Source organism: Bacillus sp. A01H, assembly GCF_045277205.1.
GTDB lineage: Bacteria > Bacillota > Bacilli > Bacillales > Bacillaceae_G > Bacillus_A > Bacillus_A paranthracis.
This window is the reverse complement of sequence record NZ_CP117702.1, coordinates 5408278-5428571: the sequence shown is the minus strand read 5'-3', so window position 1 is coordinate 5428571 and position 20294 is coordinate 5408278. Positions and strand designations below refer to the sequence as shown.

General features: G+C 36.1%; 14 protein-coding genes and 1 pseudogene. 8 read left to right on the top strand and 7 right to left on the bottom strand.

The window, feature by feature from the left end:
• Window positions 1–109: 109 nt before the first annotated feature.
• Both speE and speB read left to right on the top strand, forming a co-directional pair.
• Window positions 110–937 (top strand): polyamine aminopropyltransferase, encoded by an 828-nt coding sequence (gene speE, locus PSR14_RS28830; RefSeq protein WP_000424696.1) that lies wholly within the window; start codon window positions 110–112, stop codon window positions 935–937.
• Between the two features lie 217 nt (window positions 938–1154).
• Window positions 1155–2027, top strand: a complete 873-nt coding sequence (gene speB, locus PSR14_RS28825) for an agmatinase (protein ID WP_001209831.1) — start codon at window positions 1155–1157, stop codon at window positions 2025–2027.
• 258 nt (window positions 2028–2285) lie between these two features.
• On the opposite strand, the gene PSR14_RS28820 is transcribed toward speB, so the two are convergent.
• The gene (locus PSR14_RS28820; RefSeq protein WP_000996317.1) at window positions 2286–3323 is read right to left on the bottom strand and encodes a PTS sugar transporter subunit IIC; all 1038 of its coding nucleotides are present in this window, start codon (window positions 3321–3323) and stop codon (window positions 2286–2288) included.
• A gap of 234 nt (window positions 3324–3557) precedes the next feature.
• On the opposite strand from PSR14_RS28820, the gene PSR14_RS28815 reads away from it, so the two are divergent.
• Window positions 3558–3920 (top strand): YxeA family protein, encoded by a 363-nt coding sequence (locus PSR14_RS28815; RefSeq protein ID WP_000779936.1) that lies wholly within the window; start codon window positions 3558–3560, stop codon window positions 3918–3920.
• Window positions 3921–3945: 25 nt separating this feature from the next.
• Here the strand turns inward: PSR14_RS28815 and PSR14_RS28810 are convergent, their stop codons facing one another.
• The gene (locus tag PSR14_RS28810; RefSeq protein ID WP_000938067.1) at window positions 3946–4932 is read right to left on the bottom strand and encodes a S66 peptidase family protein; all 987 of its coding nucleotides are present in this window, start codon (window positions 4930–4932) and stop codon (window positions 3946–3948) included.
• 202 nt (window positions 4933–5134) lie between these two features.
• On the opposite strand from PSR14_RS28810, the gene PSR14_RS28805 reads away from it, so the two are divergent.
• From PSR14_RS28805 to PSR14_RS28785, 5 genes are all read left to right on the top strand, one after another.
• Window positions 5135–5572: a DUF1934 domain-containing protein gene (locus tag PSR14_RS28805; RefSeq protein ID WP_098486894.1), complete on the top strand. Its 438-nt coding sequence runs from the start codon at window positions 5135–5137 to the stop codon at window positions 5570–5572.
• Window positions 5572–7242, top strand: a complete 1671-nt coding sequence (gene argS / locus PSR14_RS28800; protein ID WP_001086449.1) for an arginine--tRNA ligase — start codon at window positions 5572–5574, stop codon at window positions 7240–7242. Before PSR14_RS28805 ends, argS begins: the two co-directional genes overlap by 1 nt.
• Window positions 7243–7638: 396 nt before the next feature.
• Complete coding sequence (locus tag PSR14_RS28795) at window positions 7639–8172, top strand: RNA polymerase sigma factor (protein WP_000391651.1); 534 nt, start codon at window positions 7639–7641, stop codon at window positions 8170–8172.
• Window positions 8153–8467, top strand: a complete 315-nt coding sequence (locus PSR14_RS28790; RefSeq protein WP_061131887.1) for a hypothetical protein — start codon at window positions 8153–8155, stop codon at window positions 8465–8467. The genes PSR14_RS28795 and PSR14_RS28790 overlap by 20 nt, the downstream gene beginning before the upstream one ends.
• Window positions 8451–9122: an anti-sigma factor gene (locus PSR14_RS28785; protein WP_098486895.1), complete on the top strand. Its 672-nt coding sequence runs from the start codon at window positions 8451–8453 to the stop codon at window positions 9120–9122. The genes PSR14_RS28790 and PSR14_RS28785 overlap by 17 nt, the downstream gene beginning before the upstream one ends.
• Before the next feature lie 25 nt (window positions 9123–9147).
• On the opposite strand, the gene PSR14_RS28780 is transcribed toward PSR14_RS28785, so the two are convergent.
• The 5 genes and pseudogenes from PSR14_RS28780 to PSR14_RS28760 all read right to left on the bottom strand — a co-directional run.
• Entirely contained in the window at window positions 9148–9522 is a 375-nt protein-coding gene (locus PSR14_RS28780) for a hypothetical protein (protein WP_042876132.1), read from the bottom strand.
• A 146-nt stretch (window positions 9523–9668) separates the two neighbouring features.
• On the bottom strand, window positions 9669–11069 hold the full coding sequence (locus PSR14_RS28775) for a M28 family metallopeptidase (protein WP_098486896.1): 1401 nt from the start codon (window positions 11067–11069) through the stop codon (window positions 9669–9671).
• A gap of 490 nt (window positions 11070–11559) precedes the next feature.
• Window positions 11560–19191, bottom strand: coding sequence for a SpaA isopeptide-forming pilin-related protein (locus PSR14_RS28770; RefSeq protein WP_369008969.1), 7632 nt, complete (start codon window positions 19189–19191; stop codon window positions 11560–11562).
• A gap of 80 nt (window positions 19192–19271) precedes the next feature.
• A complete protein-coding gene (locus tag PSR14_RS28765) occupies window positions 19272–19598 on the bottom strand; it encodes a magnesium transporter MgtE N-terminal domain-containing protein (protein WP_392387637.1) in 327 nt (108 codons plus the stop codon).
• A 205-nt stretch (window positions 19599–19803) separates the two neighbouring features.
• A pseudogene (locus tag PSR14_RS28760) lies at window positions 19804–20058 on the bottom strand (hypothetical protein); the annotation flags it as partial.
• Between the last annotated feature and the right edge of the window lie 236 nt (window positions 20059–20294).

Genomic DNA, 20294 nt, shown 5'->3' with positions numbered 1-20294 from the left:
GGTATTTTTGTACTTTTAACTATACATTTTGGATGTTTTGTTTTATTTTTGTTAGGGGACATTAATGATGTCCCTATTATAAATTTGCATTGAAAGGCGTGATTGTACGATGGAACTATGGTTCACTGAAAAACAAACAAAACATTTTGGGATTACGGCGCGTATTAACCGCACATTACATACGGAGCAAACAGAATTCCAAAAACTTGATATGGTCGAAACGGAAGAGTTCGGAAACATGCTTATTTTAGATGGCATGGTTATGACAACAGAAAAAGATGAGTTCGTTTATCATGAAATGGTAGCGCACGTACCTTTATTTACACATCCAAACCCTGAAAACGTATTAGTTGTAGGTGGCGGCGATGGCGGTGTTATTCGTGAAGTGTTAAAACACCCAAGCGTAAAGAAAGCAACTCTTGTTGAAATCGATGGAAAAGTAATTGAGTACTCTAAACAGTACTTACCATCAATTGCAGGTGCATTAGATAATGAGCGTGTAGAAGTAAAAGTAGGAGACGGTTTCCTACATATCGCAGAAAGCGAAAATGAATATGACGTAATTATGGTAGATTCTACTGAGCCAGTAGGACCAGCAGTAAACCTATTTACAAAAGGCTTCTACGCTGGAATTTCAAAAGCGTTAAAAGAAGATGGTATTTTCGTTGCACAAACGGACAACCCTTGGTTTACGCCAGAACTAATTACAACTGTGTTTAAAGATGTAAAAGAGATTTTCCCAATTACTCGTTTATACACAGCGAACATTCCAACTTACCCAAGCGGTCTTTGGACGTTCACAATCGGATCTAAAAAACATGATCCATTAGAAGTAAGTGAAGAGCGTTTCCACGAAATCGAAACGAAATACTACACAAAAGAATTACACAATGCAGCATTCGCATTACCGAAATTTGTTGGCGATTTAATTAAGTAAGAGAATCGCACGGAACAAATAAAGTGTAAATAGCTCATTTAAGGTGTTTGTCCAGAAGACTTGAACATGCTAGCTATTTACACTTCTGTAAAGAAAATTGTCTTCTTTGTATGAAATAGAAGACCCGGTAAATCGAGAAAGAGGAGCAACTCGCTCCAAATTTGAGAAATAATGAAAGGTTGGGATACCTTAAGTTCCACATAAGGAGGAAAAGAATATGCGTTTTGATGAAGCTTATTCAGGTAAAGTATTTATTAAAAGTCATCCAAGTTTTGAAGAGTCGAAGGTAGTTATTTATGGGATGCCTATGGATTGGACAGTAAGTTACCGTCCGGGATCTCGTTTTGGCCCTGCACGTATTCGTGAAGTATCAATCGGTCTTGAAGAATATAGTCCGTATTTAGATCGTGAACTAGAAGAGGTAAAATATTTTGATGCGGGTGATATCCCATTACCATTCGGAAATGCACAGCGCAGCTTAGACATGATTGAAGAATATGTATCAAAACTTTTAGATGCCGATAAGTTTCCACTAGGTCTCGGCGGTGAGCACTTAGTGTCTTGGCCAATTTTTAAGGCAATGGCAAAAAAATATCCGGATTTAGCAATCATCCATATGGATGCTCATACTGATTTACGTGAATCGTATGAAGGGGAGCCTTTATCCCACTCTACACCAATTCGTAAAGTGTGTGATTTAATTGGTCCGGAAAACGTATATTCTTTCGGAATTCGTTCTGGAATGAAGGAAGAATTTGAATGGGCGAAAGAAGTAGGTATGAACTTATATAAATTTGACGTATTAGAACCGTTAAAAGAAGTATTACCGAAACTTGCAGGACGCCCAGTCTATGTCACAATCGACATTGATGTATTAGACCCAGCTCACGCTCCAGGAACAGGAACGTTAGAAGCTGGTGGTATCACATCTAAAGAATTATTAGATTCCATCGTAGCAATTGCAAATTCAAATATAAATGTAGTTGGAGCAGACTTAGTAGAAGTAGCTCCTGTCTACGACCATAGTGATCAAACACCAGTCGCAGCAAGCAAATTCGTGCGGGAAATGCTGCTCGGTTGGGTGAAATAAAAGCGGAATCCGCTGTAGCTGGATAAAATAAGAGCCCTCTATATGATTAGGGGGCTCTTATTTTGTCGTTATGTGTCGGTAAGTCGATATATTTAAAAAACCGCTGATATAATTCGAGTTACGCTGATATATTTAAAAAATCGCCGATATAATTCGAGTTGCGCCGATATAATTGAAAAACCGCTGATATAATTGTATTTACTATCACGCAACACACAAAAAAGAGCTATTCCCAAACAACGGGAATAGCTCTTTTTCTTATGCAACCTTCTCTTCCGAAGTAATGCCGCGAATGTCATCAGCAGAGCGAATTGGATATTTACGGAACACAATTGATCCGATGTATCCAACAATCGTGGTAACGATTCCACATAATATAGCAGCAATTGTTACTTTTACAACGTCATTAAATCCGAATAAAACAAGAAGTCCTGGGATTGGTGATGCTGTTCCTGGTGCATTATTAACGAGCTGGAACAGAGATGTAATAATACCAGCAAGTGCACCGCCAACGAAGTTTGTCGCATAAATTGGAATTGGATTTGCTGAAACAACATCGGCTTGTGTTAAAGGCTCGATTGCTACAGCAATTGTGTCTTTCTTTGAACAAATCTTTAGTCGTTTAAAGAAAATAAAGTTCATTGGGGCTGAGGCTGCTACGGCAAGACTACCAATTGCCATTGGTAAACCTGTTAATCCAAGCATTGCAGTGAGTGCCATAGAACTCAGTGGAGAGGTAGAAATAACTGTTATTAATCCACCAAGCATAATACCCATGATAATAGGGCTTTCTGTAGTTGCAACTGAAATCATAGAACCAATTTTACCAAGTGTTGCGTTAACGAGCGGATCCATAAGCATTGCCATTCCGCGTGAGATTGGTGCAGCGATAAATAAAATTGCTAAAAACTCTACACCAGCCGGTAATTTCTTTTCGAGAAATTTCACGACGAAGGCACAAACGTATCCAGCGAAAAATCCTGGTAAAATACCAAATCCACTAGTAGCGATACCGATTAAAACAGCATATACGGGGGAAACACCGATTGCTAATGCGACTAAAATCGCTGCTGCGACACCGCTCATACTACCGGAAGCTTCTCCTACTGATTGTAAAAAGTCATTATGAAACATTTCTCCACCTATATAACGATGAAATGCTTCAATAAGAAAACTTGCGATTGCTGCATTAGCTAAAGCACCCATTGCTTTCATGCCGTAAGGAGCACGGTAACTAAAAAGTGTAAATAGACAAAGTACAACAAGTAATAGTGCTAAACCTTGCAAGATAGCCATTTGAAAACTGTCTCCTTTGATTTTTGTAATAAAAATTTGTATCATTCAATAATAATATAAAAGTGTATGAAACGGAAAAATTTTTTCTTGGGAAATTGCTATAAGGTGAAAATGCCTTACAATAATGTAAGGAAAGTGTAAGACTTTTAGATAGAGTATAGTATGCCATTTTTCGTATAATACAAGTATAGATATATGACTAGGGAAAAAGAAGTGCAAACAGGAGGCGCATGTATGAAATTGGTAATTAAAGTTTTAGTTGTATTCGCCATCATTCTAGGTGGAACAGCGTATTATTTGAACACAAAAACAGAAGGTGTACATGCTTTTGTAGACAACTTCTTTTCAAATAAAGAAATACAAGATTATTATGCGGTTATAGATAAAGGTGAGAAAAAAGACGGAGAATACTTGTATACTTTTAAAGGGTATACAGAAGACGGAAAGTTACAGGTTATTAAAAGAATGATGAACCGTGAATTGCATACGGGGGCATTTATAAAAATTTATGCAAAAGGTATGCAAGGAAAAGGGTGGGCTGAAATCCCGAAAGAATCAATTCCACAAAAAGCGTTGGAAAAAATAGAAAAACGATAAAAGGAGCGACTCATTCGCTCCTTTTTTAGTGCGTTAAAATAGTGATAGATGTCTTTTCTTTGCTAGAAATGATTGTTGCACGTCCGCCAATTGGGAAAGTGAAAATCGGGGTTGTATGACCGAAACTTGCATTTGCAATGATAGGGATATGTGCAAGTTCAGGCTTTGAAGCAATCATTTCTTGAATGTCTTCTATCGTGCATTCTGCGCCTTTTTGCATCTTTCCTATAACGATGCCTTTTACATGTTCAAAATCTTGCTGCTGCATAAGAGAATGTAAATATCGATCAAAAGTTTTAAGAGTAGCTCTTCCAGTTAAACTATCCTCTTCAAGAAATAAAATTTTATCCTTTAAGTCTGGCATATATGGTGTACCTTGCAGTAAGTTCAATGTGCTCATATTACCACCGATAATATCTCCCGTAGCTTCTCCTTCGTGAATCGAAACGTATCCTTCATTCTTAATAAACTCTCGATTTTCCTGATCAATGTACCAAGAATCATCACTCCATGTTTCAGATGGTAGGACTTCAATCGGCTCATTAGAAGTTACGCATTTTAAAAAGTAATCTGTTGTATACTCGAGCCCTTTCTCCATTCCAAATGAAGAGAAATGGGGGCCTGAATATGTAACAAGTCCTGTTTTAGTGTAAATTGCATTATTTAGTGCAGTGATATCCGAATAGCCACAGAAAAATTTCGGGTTTTCTCGAATTAAATCGTAATCGAGATGTTTTAATAAGCCATTAGAATTGTATCCGCCAAGTGTCGTCAAAATGGCTTTTACATTCGGGTCTCTAAATGCTTCGTGAAGGTCTTGAACGCGTGAAGAAATAGAAGAGGAAGCAAATCTGTCTATCTCATCAGCATATGTTGAAAATGTAACGTGAAAGCCCATTTCGGTTAACCTTTTTACAGCAAGCTTCCTGTTTTCAGTTGAGACAATACTTAAACTACAAGATGGTGAAATCACTCTAATTTCATCACCTTTTTTCAATTTTGTTGGTAGCACTTCATTCACCTCTTCAAAAGAAAGAATATTTAGATTTAAGAAATATTTTATCATATGAAATAAAGTGAAAGTGAATTATGTTTTGAAATGGAGTTTTCCTGATTTTTCAGCAGACAGACAGAGGTTTTTTTTGATATGATAGGAAAAGTGATTTATTATAAGTAGTATTTAATATCTATAACATTTGAAAGGTGTGCAAGACGTGGAGAAACAACTTGCAGGCTTGCCGGTACACGTTCATTTCGTAACAGAAATCCGTGAAGCGGCGAGGAAGGAAACCGTTGCTTTTGAAGCAAATGGTCAATACTATGTAAAAGGTCAAGGTACATATGTAACATTCCAAGAGCCGAACGAACAAGGCGAAGTGAAAACAATTATTAAAATTCAAGATGAACAAGTTCTCATTATGCGTTCAGGTGCTGTTTCGATGCGTCAAACGCATGTGAAAGGTGAATGGACAACTGGTACGTACACGAGTGAACTTGGTACGTTTGCATTGCAAACAAAGACTGATAACGTTCTTTTTAAATGGTCGGATGAAAAGAAAAAAGGACAACTCTTCTTAACGTACGCATTGCTTCTAAGTGAACAAGAAGCTGGCAGATATACAATTACGATTAATTTGAAGGAGGCAAAATAATGAATTCTTTAGAACAAGTAAAAGGATTAATTAAAGAAGAAATTCAAGCTGCTGTATTAAAGGCAGAATTAGCGACAGAAGAACAGATTCCAAATGTAGTATTAGAATCTCCAAAAGATAAAACAAATGGTGACTTCTCTACAAATATGGCAATGCAACTTGCACGTGTTGCGAAAAAAGCACCTCGTATGATTGCAGAAGAATTAGTTGCAAACTTCGATAAAGCAAAAGCTTCTATTGAAAAGATTGAAATCGCAGGTCCTGGTTTCATTAACTTCTACATGGATAATAGCTACTTAACAGACTTAATCCCAACGATCGTTAATGCTGGTGAAGCTTACGGTGAAACGAATACTGGTAAAGGTGAAAAAGTACAAGTTGAGTTCGTATCTGCGAATCCAACAGGTGACCTTCACTTAGGACATGCACGTGGTGCAGCAGTAGGTGACACGTTATGTAACTTATTAGCAAAAGCAGGATATGATGTATCTCGTGAGTACTACATTAATGATGCTGGTAACCAAATTCATAACTTAGCTCTTTCTGTTGAAGCTCGTTACATGCAAGCTTTAGGTTTAGAGAAAGAAATGCCAGAAGACGGATACCATGGTGCGGACATCATTGCAATTGGTAAACGTTTAGCAGAAGAGTTTGGCGATCGTTATGCGAAAGCTGATGAAAAAGAAAGCTATGAGTTCTACCGTGAGTACGGTTTAAAATATGAGTTAGCAAAACTTCAAAAAGACTTAGAAAGTTTCCGTGTTAAATTTGATGTATGGTTCTCAGAAACATCATTATACAAAAACGGAAAAATCGATCAAGCTCTTGCTGTATTAAAAGAGCGTGACGAGATTTTTGAAGAAGATGGAGCAACTTGGTTCCGCTCAATGACTTACGGTGATGATAAAAACCGTGTATTAATTAAAAACGACGGTTCTTACACGTACTTAACGCCAGATATCGCGTATCACCGTGATAAATTAGAGCGTGGTTTCGATAAGTTAATCAACATTTGGGGTGCTGACCACCACGGTTACATTCCACGTATGAAAGCTGCTATTCAAGCGCTAGGTTACGATAAAGAAACACTTGAAGTAGAAATCATCCAAATGGTACAACTGTACCAAAACGGTGAAAAAATGAAGATGAGTAAACGTACAGGTAAAGCAGTTACACTTCGTGAGCTTATGGAAGAAGTAGGCGTGGACGCAATGCGTTACTTCTTCGCAATGCGTAGCGGTGATTCTCATTTAGACTTCGATATGGACTTAGCTGTATCAAAATCTAACGAAAACCCAGTATACTATGCACAATACGCTCACGCTCGCGTATGCAGTATCCTTCGTCAAGGTGAAGAATTAGGATTAGCTACAGGCGGAGACGTGAACTACAAACTTGTTACTTCTGAGAAAGAAGTAGAGTTACTGAAAAAACTTGGTGAATTCCCGGCAGTAGTTGCGGATGCAGCACAAAAACGTTTACCACACCGTATTACAAACTATGCATTTGAATTAGCAGCAACATTACACAGCTTCTACAATGCAGAAAAAGTATTAAACCAAGATAACTTAGAATTAAGTAAAGCTCGCTACGAGTTAATGAAAGCAGTACGCACTACACTTCAAAACGCATTAGCAATCGTAGGAGTATCTGCGCCAGAAAAAATGTAATTAAGAAAAGCGGAGCCGACTGTTTAGTCCCGAAGGCTAAGGTTCTTTCCCACAGAAGATGCATTTTATCTTCTCGTGGGGAAGGTTCTTAGACGGAAGGGGCTAGGAGGCAGAGCTAGACATAAAGAAAAGCGGAAGCGGCTCGTTCAGAATAGGAGGGGGATGGAGCTCCTGACAGAGAGGCGTACTTTGCCTCGGAGGAAGGCGCGAAGCCACCGAGTATTCTAGCCGCTGGAGCTGGACAATAGAGAAAAGCGGAGCCGATTTTTAGCTTTCAGTAAAAGGCAATCACAAGATGTTGTGATTGCCTTTTTGTATGGAAATAATAAAAAAATAAAATTTTATCAAACAAAAGGAGAATTTGCGTCGTCTTATATAAATGACAGGAGGTTTATGATGGAAGAAAAGGTAGAAGAATTGATTGACATATATAAGCAGCAAATATATTCCTTATGCTATAAGTTAGCGAAAACGAAAGAAGATGCGGAAGATATTTTTCAAGAGACATGGATAAAAGTTTTTTCATCGCGGCACCAACTTTCTTACGTGGAAAATTATAAAAAGTGGATTACTACGATTTGTATTCGTACGTTTTATGATTTTTATCGTAAAAAGAAAAGATGGAAAGATCGTGTATTGGATTTATTTCATAAAGAAGATGGCGGAGAAATTGAGCATGCAGATGATGTGAATATATCAGAAGAATTTATTCAAAAAGTCGAAGCAGAAATGATACGAGAAGTTATACAGTTATTAAACGAAAAATATAAAACAGTGCTCGTACTCTACTACTATGAACAATATTCTTACAAAGAAATGAGTGAAATATTAAATATACCAATTGGTACGGTGAAATACCGCCTTAATTATGCGAAGAAGCAAATGCGAGAACATTTGGAGGGGTTCGTTTATGAAGGAAGACAAATTTGATCAAAAGATAAAAAGTAGTTTAGCGGAAGAGATGATTCCTAGCGAAGAGCTAATAAATAATACGAAGCAGGGCATGCGAAATGCTCGGAAATTAGAGAAGAGATGGGTTGTTTTCATTCATGCTATTTGGATGATTGTATTAACAGTCACCCTAGAGCAGTTTGTTAGTCATTTGGAGCATAAAATATCTGTCATTATAACGATAGTTATTATGATGCACCTATACATTCCGATATATGTTGTAATACATTCGTTTTTAAAGAAGGAGTATAAATTACATGATAGAGTTCGCTAACCCGTTTGTAATATTTGAAGTAGCTGGAGTGACAATGCTTTTAGCTTTTATAGCACTGTTAATATGTGTTGCATCATGGGTATATACAGATGCGAAAGCACACCAAATGAGTAAAGGGTGGAGTGTTTTAGCGGTTATATTGCCATTCTTTATTGGATTTTTATTATATATGGTAAGAAGAAGTAAAAAGAAAGTTGAAGGAGAATATAAGATGAATTTTGTTAAAAAACAGAAGGTAACATTAGTTGCGATATTGGCAAGTACAATGTTTGTATTACTGAGCGGTTTTGCTTTTCTTCAAACGTTAGATGATATGTGGAGAGCTGGTGATATATATTTAGAGAGTGAGCAACAAGGAGAGACAAGCTATGAGGCAAAATTCTCATCATGGGATATTGCTGGGAAAGGTATTGAACTTAAGTATGCCAAAGACACAGAAGTAACATTTTCTTATGAGACGGATGCAAAACGTGGGAATTTATGCTTTAGCTTGTATGAAAGGAAAGGAGAAGGTATAAGGGAGTTAAAAGAAATCTGTGAATCAAAAAAAGGTACTTTTAAAGCTACATTGAAAGCGAATGAAAAGTATGTATTTAGTATAAGTGGTTTAATGGTGAAAGATGGTTTTGTAAAAGTGAATTGGGAAACAAAATAAAGGCCCTTGGGAAGGGCCCTTTATTTTATCGGATTGTATACGTAACCGAAAAGCTAACAGGACTATAGTAAACATAAGGTGCATGAAATTGAACGTACATATTCCCATCTGCTTTTGCAGTGAAAATTCGACCGTAGCCATCAGAATAACGTCCAATAAGGTTATGATTTGAGTCATAAACACTATAACTAGGGGTTTTGCTGTTAGGTTGAATTGTTAACTCTTGTCCCTTTTGAAGGAAAACAGGTTCTTGTTCAGAACTACTTCCAGTTTGCAAAGAATAAAATTTTGTAAAGCTTTGTTCTTGAGTAGCGGCAGCGGCCTTTGTTTCAGGAATAAACGCGGTAGCACCAGTAATTCCTGCTAAAGTTAATGCACCGGCTAAAATCATTTTTTTCATAGTAGAAAAGCCTCCTTAATTGTTGTAATCATTTTCGTTACAGTTAATATTGTATACGATAATGAGTAGGAGAAAATATGCTTTTATGCATATATATTTTTTCTCAATAAAAGACCACTGATAAAAATCGGTGGTCTTTTAAATGACTAAGCAGCTTTTTGTTCAGTTTGAGCGACAGGTTTTTGAAGTGTATTATAAACTCCTGTTCCAATAACCTCTAATGCCATTTTCATACGTTCAGGTGAAATGTTCTCAAATACGTTATCTTGAGGTGTGTGATATACCTTCTCGATATGATAGATTAATGGATTCCAGCTATCGACACCCATCCAAATAAATAGAGCGGCAGGAATACCAACTTCAGCAAATGGTACGTGATCACTAGAGCCGAATTTTCCTTGCAGTACAAGGTCATTATTTAACTGTTTACCTGCTTGCAAGGCTGCATCTGTTACAAGGTTTGGAGAACCGTTAGGCGTCATAGCATATAAATTCTTTGCTTTATCGTAATTTGTTGCAACCATGTCTGCGTTAAAGACACCTAAAATTCGATCGCGTTCTTTTTGGGACAGACTATTAACATAATAATCGGAGCCAAGTAAGCCAGTTTCCTCAGAACCAAAAGCAATAAAGCGAATTTCTTTATCAGTTTCTACATTTTGAAAAGCACGAGCTAACTCTAATACTAATCCTGTACCAGAAGCATTATCGTTTGCTCCAGGTGCCCCAACGACACTATCGTAGTGTGAACTTACAACGACAGCTTTTTCATTACCTGTACTATTTTTTGGTTTCTTTTTAGCGATGACGTTTAAGGATGTTAAATTAGATTCATGTCTTGCTTTTAGGGAAAGAATTGTCGCCCCTTTTTTAGCGATTTCTTCTTTAAATGCATTTCCTTGCGCATAAGCAAGACCGAAGACAGGGATAGATTGCTTTTTCGTTAGACGAGGATTGAAAGTTTGGCCGTAGTTCCCGCGACCGCCAATTAAACTGTATAAAAGAACACCTTTTGCACCTTTGCTAACAGCATTTTCAACTTGTTTATTGTAGTCTGCTACTGTTGTTCCTCTTTCAAATAGAACAATTTTTCCGTTTACTTCATTTGGGATATCCTCTAATTTTGTCCCACCTTGAACAAAGATAAGAGGAGCTGTAACAGCCTCTGTAGAAATTAGTGCGTTAGGGGCAGCACCAGCTTGCCAATTACGCTTTGTGGATAATGGTGATTCAATAAATCCAACGTATTGATCCGGCACTTGGAATGGTTGATATTCTACTTCATAGCCCATTGATTTAAGCTGCATACCAACGTAGCGAGAAGCCCATTCCTCTGATTTTGTTCCACCGGGGCGAGGGCCAATTGTTTCGGATAAGAAACGGATGTGTTCGATAGCGCGGCTTGCATCAACTTGTTTTGTAATAGATGAAGTCTGTGTGATTTCTGAAGTGGAATCAGCTTTGGCTTGTCCAATCGGAGCTAAGCTAACAGCGAGTGATACAGCAAGCAAAGAGCTTACTATTTTTTGTTTCAAAGATTTTTTCATTTTTTCCTCTCCTATTCTTCTATTCTCTCTGACTGACAAAAGAAGACGGATAACGACTTCATTTTACCCTTACCTTTATTATTTTTCAATATTCTGACATTGAGAAATAAAAAACGCTATATGCACATTTGCATATTTTTGACGGAGATATGTATGCTATCATTTTAAACGAAGGTTCGCTTTCTATTTGGAAAGCTCCTACATTGCATGAATCTAGTGTACCCAAACTTTAGATTATGTAGAGAAAAGAATCCACTGTAGGGTTTCTTTTCTCGTGTTTGAATCATGTGATGATAAATATGTTTCCGCATTTCATAATTATCATCAGTGATATATGTAAGGCACCCATATGAAAATACGAGGCTGTTCAAAGGTTTTCCGTACTTTTGGACAGCCTCACCCCGTTAAAAGGACGATACTCTATGTATCGTCCTTTTTTGTATAAAAAAACACCCAATCAAATGTTCACTTGATTGGGTGTGAAAAACTATTAATAATATTTTTTGCGTTTTGTAGCTAAAATACTTAACAAACCAGCTAGTAGAAGTAAGATACCTACTGTTTGAGTAGAAGCTTTTTTGTGACCTGTATTTGGAAGTTCTTTCCGCTTATTTTGGTCATCTTGCTGTTTGTTTATTTGTGTTTCAGAGTTACCTTTTTCTAGTTCTTCGGAAGTTCCTTTACCGTGTGCTTCAGGATTTCCCTTTTCTAGTTCTTCAGAAGTTTCTGTACCAGGTGTTTCAGGATTTTCTTTTTCTAGTTCTTCGGAAGTTTCCTTACCTGGTTTCTCTTCTTTATTCGGAGGAGTAATTGATTCATTATCTCCACCTGATGAAGATTCAATCTTTTTATTTGAAACTGTAATTTGTAGTGGTGCAGCTTGGGCTTTTTCAATTGTAAAGCTTATTGGTGATGCATCTAATTGATAGCCTTCAGAAGCTTTCGTTTCAATAAATTGATAGTCTCCAGGTTGTAAGTCTTTAGCGATGATTTTTCCGTCTTTATTGGTAACTAAATTCGTACGAATATCATTACCGTTCATATCAGTAATTTTAAATACCGCACCTTCTAGCGTTTCTTTCGCATCTAAAGAGTCAACTTTCGTTAATTCAACGCCACCCTTAGTTAAGCCATTTTTAGCAGTAACAGAAACGTGAGTTGTTTGGTTTTTCTCGATAGTGAAAGGAATAGGTGTTTTATTTAAATCATAATGTTTCGGAGCTTTCGTTTCCACGAATTGATAATCTCCTGGTCTTAAATTAGAAGCAGAAACTTTCCCGTCTTTATCAGTAGTTAAATTTGTGCGAACAATTTTACCTTTCGCATCAATGATGTTAAATACTGCATCAGAAAGTTTTGTATCTGGATTTATATCATCCACTTTAATTAACTCTACCGCACCTTCAATTAAGCTGTTCTTAGCAGTGACTTGTAACTTCTCTGCTTGGCTTTTCTCAATTGTAAATTTAATTGGTGTAGCATCTAGTTTATAGTGCTTAGGAGCTTTTGTTTCAATAAATTGATAGTCTCCAGGATGTAAATCAGGAATAGAAACTTTCCCTTTCGCATCTGTCGTAATGCCAGTACGAACGTCATTGCCGTTCATATCAACAATTTTAAATACCGCACCTTCAAGAGCCGTACCGTCGATATCATCCATTTTAGAAAGTTCTACCGCACCTTTAGTTAAACTATTTTTAGCAGTAACAGAAATCGGTTCGGCTTGTCCTTTCTCGATAGTGAAAGGAATTGGTTCTTTATTTAAATCGTAATGTTTCGGAGCCTTTGTCTCGATGAATTGATAATCACCCGGACGTAGGTCAGGAACGCTAATTTTACCTTGTGAATTGGTAGTAAGACTCTTGCGAATTACAGTACCCTTCATATCAACAATGTTAAATACAGCACCCTCAAGAGTAGTACCATCGACGTCATCGACTTTAGAAAGTTCAACGCCACCTTTAGTTAAACTATTTTTCATAGTAACAGTAGCAATATCTTTTTGGCTTTTTTCAACTGTAACTACAATTGGCTTTTTGTCTAAATCATAATGTTTCGGAGCGGTTGTTTCGACAAATTGATACGTACCAGGACGTAAATTTTCAACAACGATCTTTCCTTCATTATTTGTTTTTAAATCTGTTTTAAGCACTTTTCCGTTTTGGTCTAGTAAATTAAATACCGCATCAGAAAGTTTCATTTGATCGTTTAGATCATCTACTTTAAGTAGTTCAATACTACCTTGTTGTAAGCTATTTTTAGCAGTTAAAGAAATAGCTTTCTTCTGTCCTTTTTCAATAGTGAAATGGATTGGCGTTTCATCTAAAACGTAATGCTTAGGTGCTTTCGTTTCGATGAATTGATAATCACCCGGACGTAGGTCATCGATTTCGATTTTTCCTTTATTATTTGTAACAAGATCTTTATGAATTACAGTACCGTTCATATCAACAATGTTAAATACAGCACCTTCAAGTTTAGTATCATCGATGTCATCTACTTTAGAAAGTTCAACGCCACCTTTTGTTAGAGCGTTTTTAGCCGTAACATGAAGCGTTTCAGTTTGGCTTTTCTTAATTGTAAATTTGATCGGTTTTTTATTTAAATCGTAATGTTCAGGAGCGATTGTCTCAACGAATTGATACGTGCCAGGACGTAGGTTTTCAACAACAATTTTCCCTTCATTATTTGTTTTTAAACCTTTTTCAACTAGCTGTCCGTCTGCATCTAATAAATCAAATACAGCATTAGCAAGTTTAGTGTTTGTATCGATATCATCAATCTTTGTTAATTCCACGCTACCTTTTTTCAACGTGTTTTTACCCGTAACAGTAATTTTTTTCGTTTGACTTCTTTCAATTGTAAATGGAATCGGTGTTTCGTCTAATACATAGTGCTCAGGAGCCTTTGTTTCAATGAACTGATAGTCTCCAGGACGTAAATCAGAAACGGAAATTTTTCCATTTTTATCTGTACCAAGGTTTGTGCGAACGTCGTTACCATTCATATCAACAATTTTAAAGATTGCACCTTTCAGCATTGTACGATCGATGTCATCGATTTTGGTTAAAATGACGCCACCCTTCGTTAAGCTGTTAGTAGCGGTAACGCTAATATTTTCTTTTTGACTTTTTCCAATAGTGAATGGAATAGGATCTTGTCTTAAGTCATAGTCTTTTGGAGCTTTTACTTCAATAAATTGATAGTCACCTGGACGTAAATCAGAAGCAGAAACTTTACCATGTTCATCGGTAGTTAATCCTTTACGAACTACCTTTTTCGTATCATGAGCATCAACAATGATAAATTCTGCGCCTTCAAGAGTAACGCCATCAATGTCATCAACTTTTGTTAAAGTAACGCCACCTGTAAGTAAACTATTTGTTACAGTGACAGGGACTGGAAGATCATCCTTGCTACCTTTTTTAATTGTGAACTTAATAGGTGTTTGATCTAATTTATAATGTTCAGGAGCTGATGTTTCAATAAATTGATAATCTCCTGGTGCTAAATCAGGAATAACTAGTACTCCGTAATCATCTGTTTTTAAATCTTTCGCAATTTCTTTGCCAGTTGCGTCTTGTAATGTGAACACTGCTCCAGCAAGAGCGATACTACTTTCCACATCATCTTCTTTAATAAGTTTAACTTTTCCTTTCGTTAAACTATTTTTAAATGTAAGTGGAAGAAGTTTTTGTTGTCCTTTTTCGATTGTAAATTCAATTGGTTCTACATTTACATCGTAATAAGTTGGGGCCTTTGTTTCGATAAGTTTATAGTTACCAGGACGTAAGTCGTCTACAACTAACTTTCCTTCACTATTCGTAACAAGTTCCGCACGAACATCTTCATTTGTATCTCTATTAACAATTTTAAATACCGCACCTTCAAGTGTTTCCTTTTCATCTGCAGCATTCACTTTTGTTAATTCAATACCGCCTTTTGTTAAGCTGTTTTTAGCAGTAACAGTAGCCGACGTCGTTTGACTTTCTGTGATTGTAAATTTAATCGGATTTGTATTTTTATCGTAATACTTCGGTGCTGTTACTTCGATAAATTTATAATCGCCAGGGCGTAAGCCAGTAGCGATAGCTTTACCATCCGCACCAGTTTTTATATTTTCGCGAATGACTTTCTTTTCATCATTAGCATCGACAATTTTAAATACAGCACCTGCAAGAGCTGTACCATCGATATCATCAACTTTTGTTAATTCAACATCTCCTGGTTTTAAAGCATTTTCAGCTTTCACAAGTAGAGTTTCTTTCTGACTTCTATCGATTGTAAATTCAATAGGTTCTGCTCGTAAAACGTAGTGTTCAGGAGCAGCTGTTTCAATAAATTTATACGTACCAGGACGTAGCTTATCAGCTTTTGTTTTTCCATCAGCATCTGTAGTTAAGTCAGTACGAACATCATTATTATTTACATCAACAATTTTAAATACGGCACCTGCAAGAGGTTTTTTATCACCGAATTCATCAACTTTTAATAATTCAACTTCTCCTGTTTTTAAACTGTTAGTTGCCGTAACAGTAGCAAAAGACTGTTGGCTTTTATCGATTGTAAACTCGATAGGATTTGTATTTAACACATAATCCTTAGGAGCTTCTGTTTCAATAAATTTATACGTACCAGGCTCTAAGTCTTTAACAGTTACTTTACCATCCGCACCAGTTGTTACATTTTCGCGAATGACTTTCTTTTCATCATTAGCATCGACAATTTTAAATATAGCACCTGCAAGAGCTGTACCATCGATATCATCAGTTTTTGTTAAAGTGACGCCACCTTTAATGAGGTGATTTGTCGCAGTAACAGTAACTGCCTTCTGTTGACTTTTTACAATTGTAAACTCAATTGGTGTTTTATCTATGTCGTAATCTTTAGGAGCCTTTTCTTCAACAAATTGATAGTCTCCAGGACGTAAATTTGTTGCTTCGATTTGTCCCTGATCATTTGTCGTTAATTTTCCATAGCCGGGGATTATTTTGTTTTTTCGGTCCCGTACACTGAACTCCGCACCTGCTAAAGTTTTTCCATCTTTATCGACTTTTGTTAAAATGGCCGAACCTGGAATCAAGCTGTTTGTTGCAGTGCGGTTTATTACTGTTGTTTGATCTTCCGCGATTTTAACCTCAATCAGTCGATCATCTAATTTATAATGCTCAGGAGCCTTTGTTTCTTGTAAGTAGTAAGTTCCTGGTTTTAAATGATCTACAGTAATTTGTCCTTTATCATTTGTTATTAATTCTTTATGTTCAGGAATAACCTGTTTGTTTTGATCCAGTAAAGAGAAAACAGCATGTTCAAGTCTCTCTCTACTCGTAGCATCAGTTTTTGTAAGTACTACTTTCCCAACAAACTTTTTATTTGTAAGAGTATATTTTGTAATTTCTTCAGAACCTAGCTCGACAAGTATACCTTCTTTTAATTCTTTACTAATTACATAACCTTGAGGTGCTTTTGTTTCTTTAATTAAATATTTATCACGTCGTAAGTTGTTAAACTTGGCGACGCCGTCATCACCTGTTGTAATTGAACGAATAGCGGTTGTGCCTGTCTGATCATATAAAGTAAATTCTGCTCCGGCTAATGGTACTTTTCTATCTTTGTCATCAACCTTTATAATTTGAAGACTTCCGCGTCCTTTATTAGCAGAACCACCCCCAGATCCAGAAGATACTTTAACTACCTTTTCTTCTGTTGTTTCAACCTGAGTTAATGTTAAACGATTACCAGTAATCTTCACTTTATTACTCACTGTCTCATTATTGTCTGCATTAATGAGTGAGCGATATTCTAAAATATAAGCTCGATTAATGGTATGAAGAAATTCAACTTTAAACTGTTGTTTTCCTGTATCGTTGTCTGTTGTTACTTTGAGTTTATAGTCTGTTCCTTCTTTTAATTCATTTGCTGTATCTTTTGTTAAAGTGCCATCCACGGCTACTGTTGTTGGATATAGGTGGAAGGACTTTTCATCAAGAATTTGATTGTCTGTTGGGTTATCTGTTACGACAGCATTTTCAATAGTTGATTGACTCGGATTAATGGAAACACTCCAATCAATATACTTGTCATTTTGTTTTGCTGTTTTCGTAACACCGCTACCACCGTTTTTGATCTCAAATGCACCATGGATAGTAGTAACAGTTTTCGATCCATCTTTTAAATCGGCATAATTATCGTAGCGCTTATTAATTTGTTCACCTGCAAGTGAAGTTTTAAAGCTAATATAATATGCAGAATTAATTTCGTTTTTAAAATGAACCGTTAATGTATTGTTGTTATCTTTTGTTGGATTTTCTATCGTATATTCGCTAGGAGGAACAGGATCGCCTACTTCAAATCCATGTGCACCACCAGTTAATTTCATATGTCGAACTTCAATAGATTCCGGTATTAATTTTTGGTTATCTCTTAATATATCAACGATAGAAGGATCCTTAATCGGTCTATTATTATAGTTAAACCCTATGTCCCATTTAATTTCTTTCGTTTGGGCATTGTAAGAACCGTATTTAAATCCGTTTCCTTTTGTGTAGTAATCAGGATCAAATGTATCATCAGATGAACTGTTGTTCTTTTTATTATTTATGTCTATCCATGATAAATTTGCTGTATTTTTGAATGATTTATTATCATTCTCTTTGGATAAATTTTCATAATTAAAGTCTGTTGTGTATGTGATAGTTAAAGTTTTATCCATATTAGACTTATAATCACCAGTTAGTTTCACTTCAAATCCCTTATCTGTTACATCAAGTGTGTAATCAAAATTTGGATCAAGCGTTCTCGAGCCGTCTGTAATTTTGAAACTATCTTTTTGTAACATTAAGCCACCATAGTCAAACGTATCCTTGATAACAGCATTGTTTAACACGTAGTTGTTATCATTTACAATAATTGTCCATGTTGTTGTTTTCTTATTGTAATCTGTATCTTTTTTATTATGTTTCTTTATGATATTTTGTTGTTTTAACGTAACTTTGTTTGTTTGATTCCATTTACCATCTGCAATAATTTTATTTTCGATTTCGCCATCTTTTATGACATCATTCGTAGCTTTCGATGTATAAGTAATCACATAGGCACTATTAATATCTTCATTAAACTGTAAATCAAATCCCTCATCAGTTTCTTTTACAGTAAAGTTTGTGGCGTTGTCACCTGTAACAAGTTTTCCTGCATCATCATAAGAAGCATTTTTTACCACGATAGAATTTTTATCAACTTTATGAGATTTATCCAAAACATCTTTTAAAAGCGCATCAGCTTTTTTAATATCTCTCTGATCACCGTTATAAGTGATTGTCCATTCGATTGTTTGTGTTTTTGGATTGTACTTACTAGTTTTCTCAAGATGTGTACCGCGTGAAACAGTTACAGTGGCATTCGCAGCTACACTACCTTGATTATCACTGGATACTTTTGCGTTGTTTTTGAAACTAGTAACACTTTCATCTGTAATCTTTGTTGCATATTCAATTTCATATGCTTTATTCGTTTCTTTTTTGAAAGCGATATTTAATTTATTAGAGGATGAAGTAAGTTCATATTCTTCTTTAGGAACTTCTGCACCACGAGTTGTTTTCCCGTTAATATCTACTTCCAAATAGTAGACCTTAATAGAATCTTCGTTGAGACTAGCCCCATTTGGAATGTCATCTTCAAAGACGGCATTTGTAAGCTTATCTTTTGTCTTGTTCATTTCTACTTTCCAATTAATTTGATTCGTATTAATTGGTCTATCAGGTACACCTTTTTTATCTATAGATTTTGTTACTTTAGGCTTGAAATCAAGCTCAATAATAACGTCTTTTTCTTTAATAGGGAATGGAATTTGTTTTTCGGTAGTCCCTGTAATTTTTACTTCATTAAACTCCGTACGAATATTTAAATCTCCAGCTATATTAGGATGATCTTCAACATATTCGTTAAAAGTCATCGTTACTTTGCCATCAGGCGTAACAACGAATGATCCAATCGTATGTCCTTCACCATCTATTAAATCTTCTGTAATGGTATTGTGGACAATAAAGTATTCTGGGAGTTGGAAAGTGTAGTAATCACCTTTTTTGACGTTTAGGGACTCTAAAATTTCCCATGTAAAATCAATTTTAGTAATAGAATCTGGACTTGGACGATTATCCGTATCATTGAATGGCTTACCGTCTTTGTCCGTTAGTGTGACACCTGTTAAAATATTTTCTGTAATTTGCTTAGGTGATGGGTCTGGATTATCAACAGGCTGTTCTGTTGTATTATCACCATTTTTTTGCTCTTCTGTAGGTTGCTGAGCATCATCGTTTTTTTGCTCTTCCGTAGGTTGTTGAGCATCACTGTTTTTTTGCTCTTCCGTAGGTTGTTGAGCATCACTGTTTTTTTGCTCTTCCGTAGGTTGCTGAGCATCACTGTTCTTTTGCTCTTCCGTAGGTTGCTGAGCATCACTGTTCTTTTGCTTTTCCGTAGGTTGCTGAGCATCGCCGTTCTTTTGCTCTTCCGCAGGTTGTTGAGTATCGCCATTCTTTTGCTCTTTTGCAGGTTGTTGAGCAGTATCCTTATCCGTAGTAGGTGAAGCCGGGTTATCTACTTGAACAGGAACTGAAATAGGCTTAGCTGTTGCACCTAAAGGGAAAGAGAGTTGAACAGATTTTGCACCAGATTTTAAATCTGGATTGAATACTGCATCAATACTGATTTTTCCGTTAGCACCTTTGGAATCTTTTACTTGGTCGTTAAATACTAGTTTCATTTTGTTATCGTTTGCTTTAACAAAATATTGACCAATAATTTGTTGCTCTGCCATCAGATTTCCCTGTTGGTCACTTTTTACTTTTAATGCGTTAGGTATTTGGAGCACTGCTGAGTCTGTTTGTTGATCTTTTATTGACCAAGCATATTCTAGGTGAATGGTTGATCCTACTTTTATTAAGTTTTTAGGATTTAATGCTTCGTCAATAATATGATTTGTTGCATCTTTCATTTCAACAGTGTCAAATAATGAATTCCCTGCTAAGGTTTCCGCTTTTACTTGATTGTCTGGAAAACTAGCAAGTTGCGAAAATAGTACGAATACAATTAAACATATATTGAAAAGTTTATTCATTGTGCCTCCTTTATGAATCTTTCTATTGCATAACAATGCTTTATGAAGAGATTATTTGTCATAGATCAATGTGCTTTATGTGATGCCTCCTTTACTACGTATACCCTTATAGA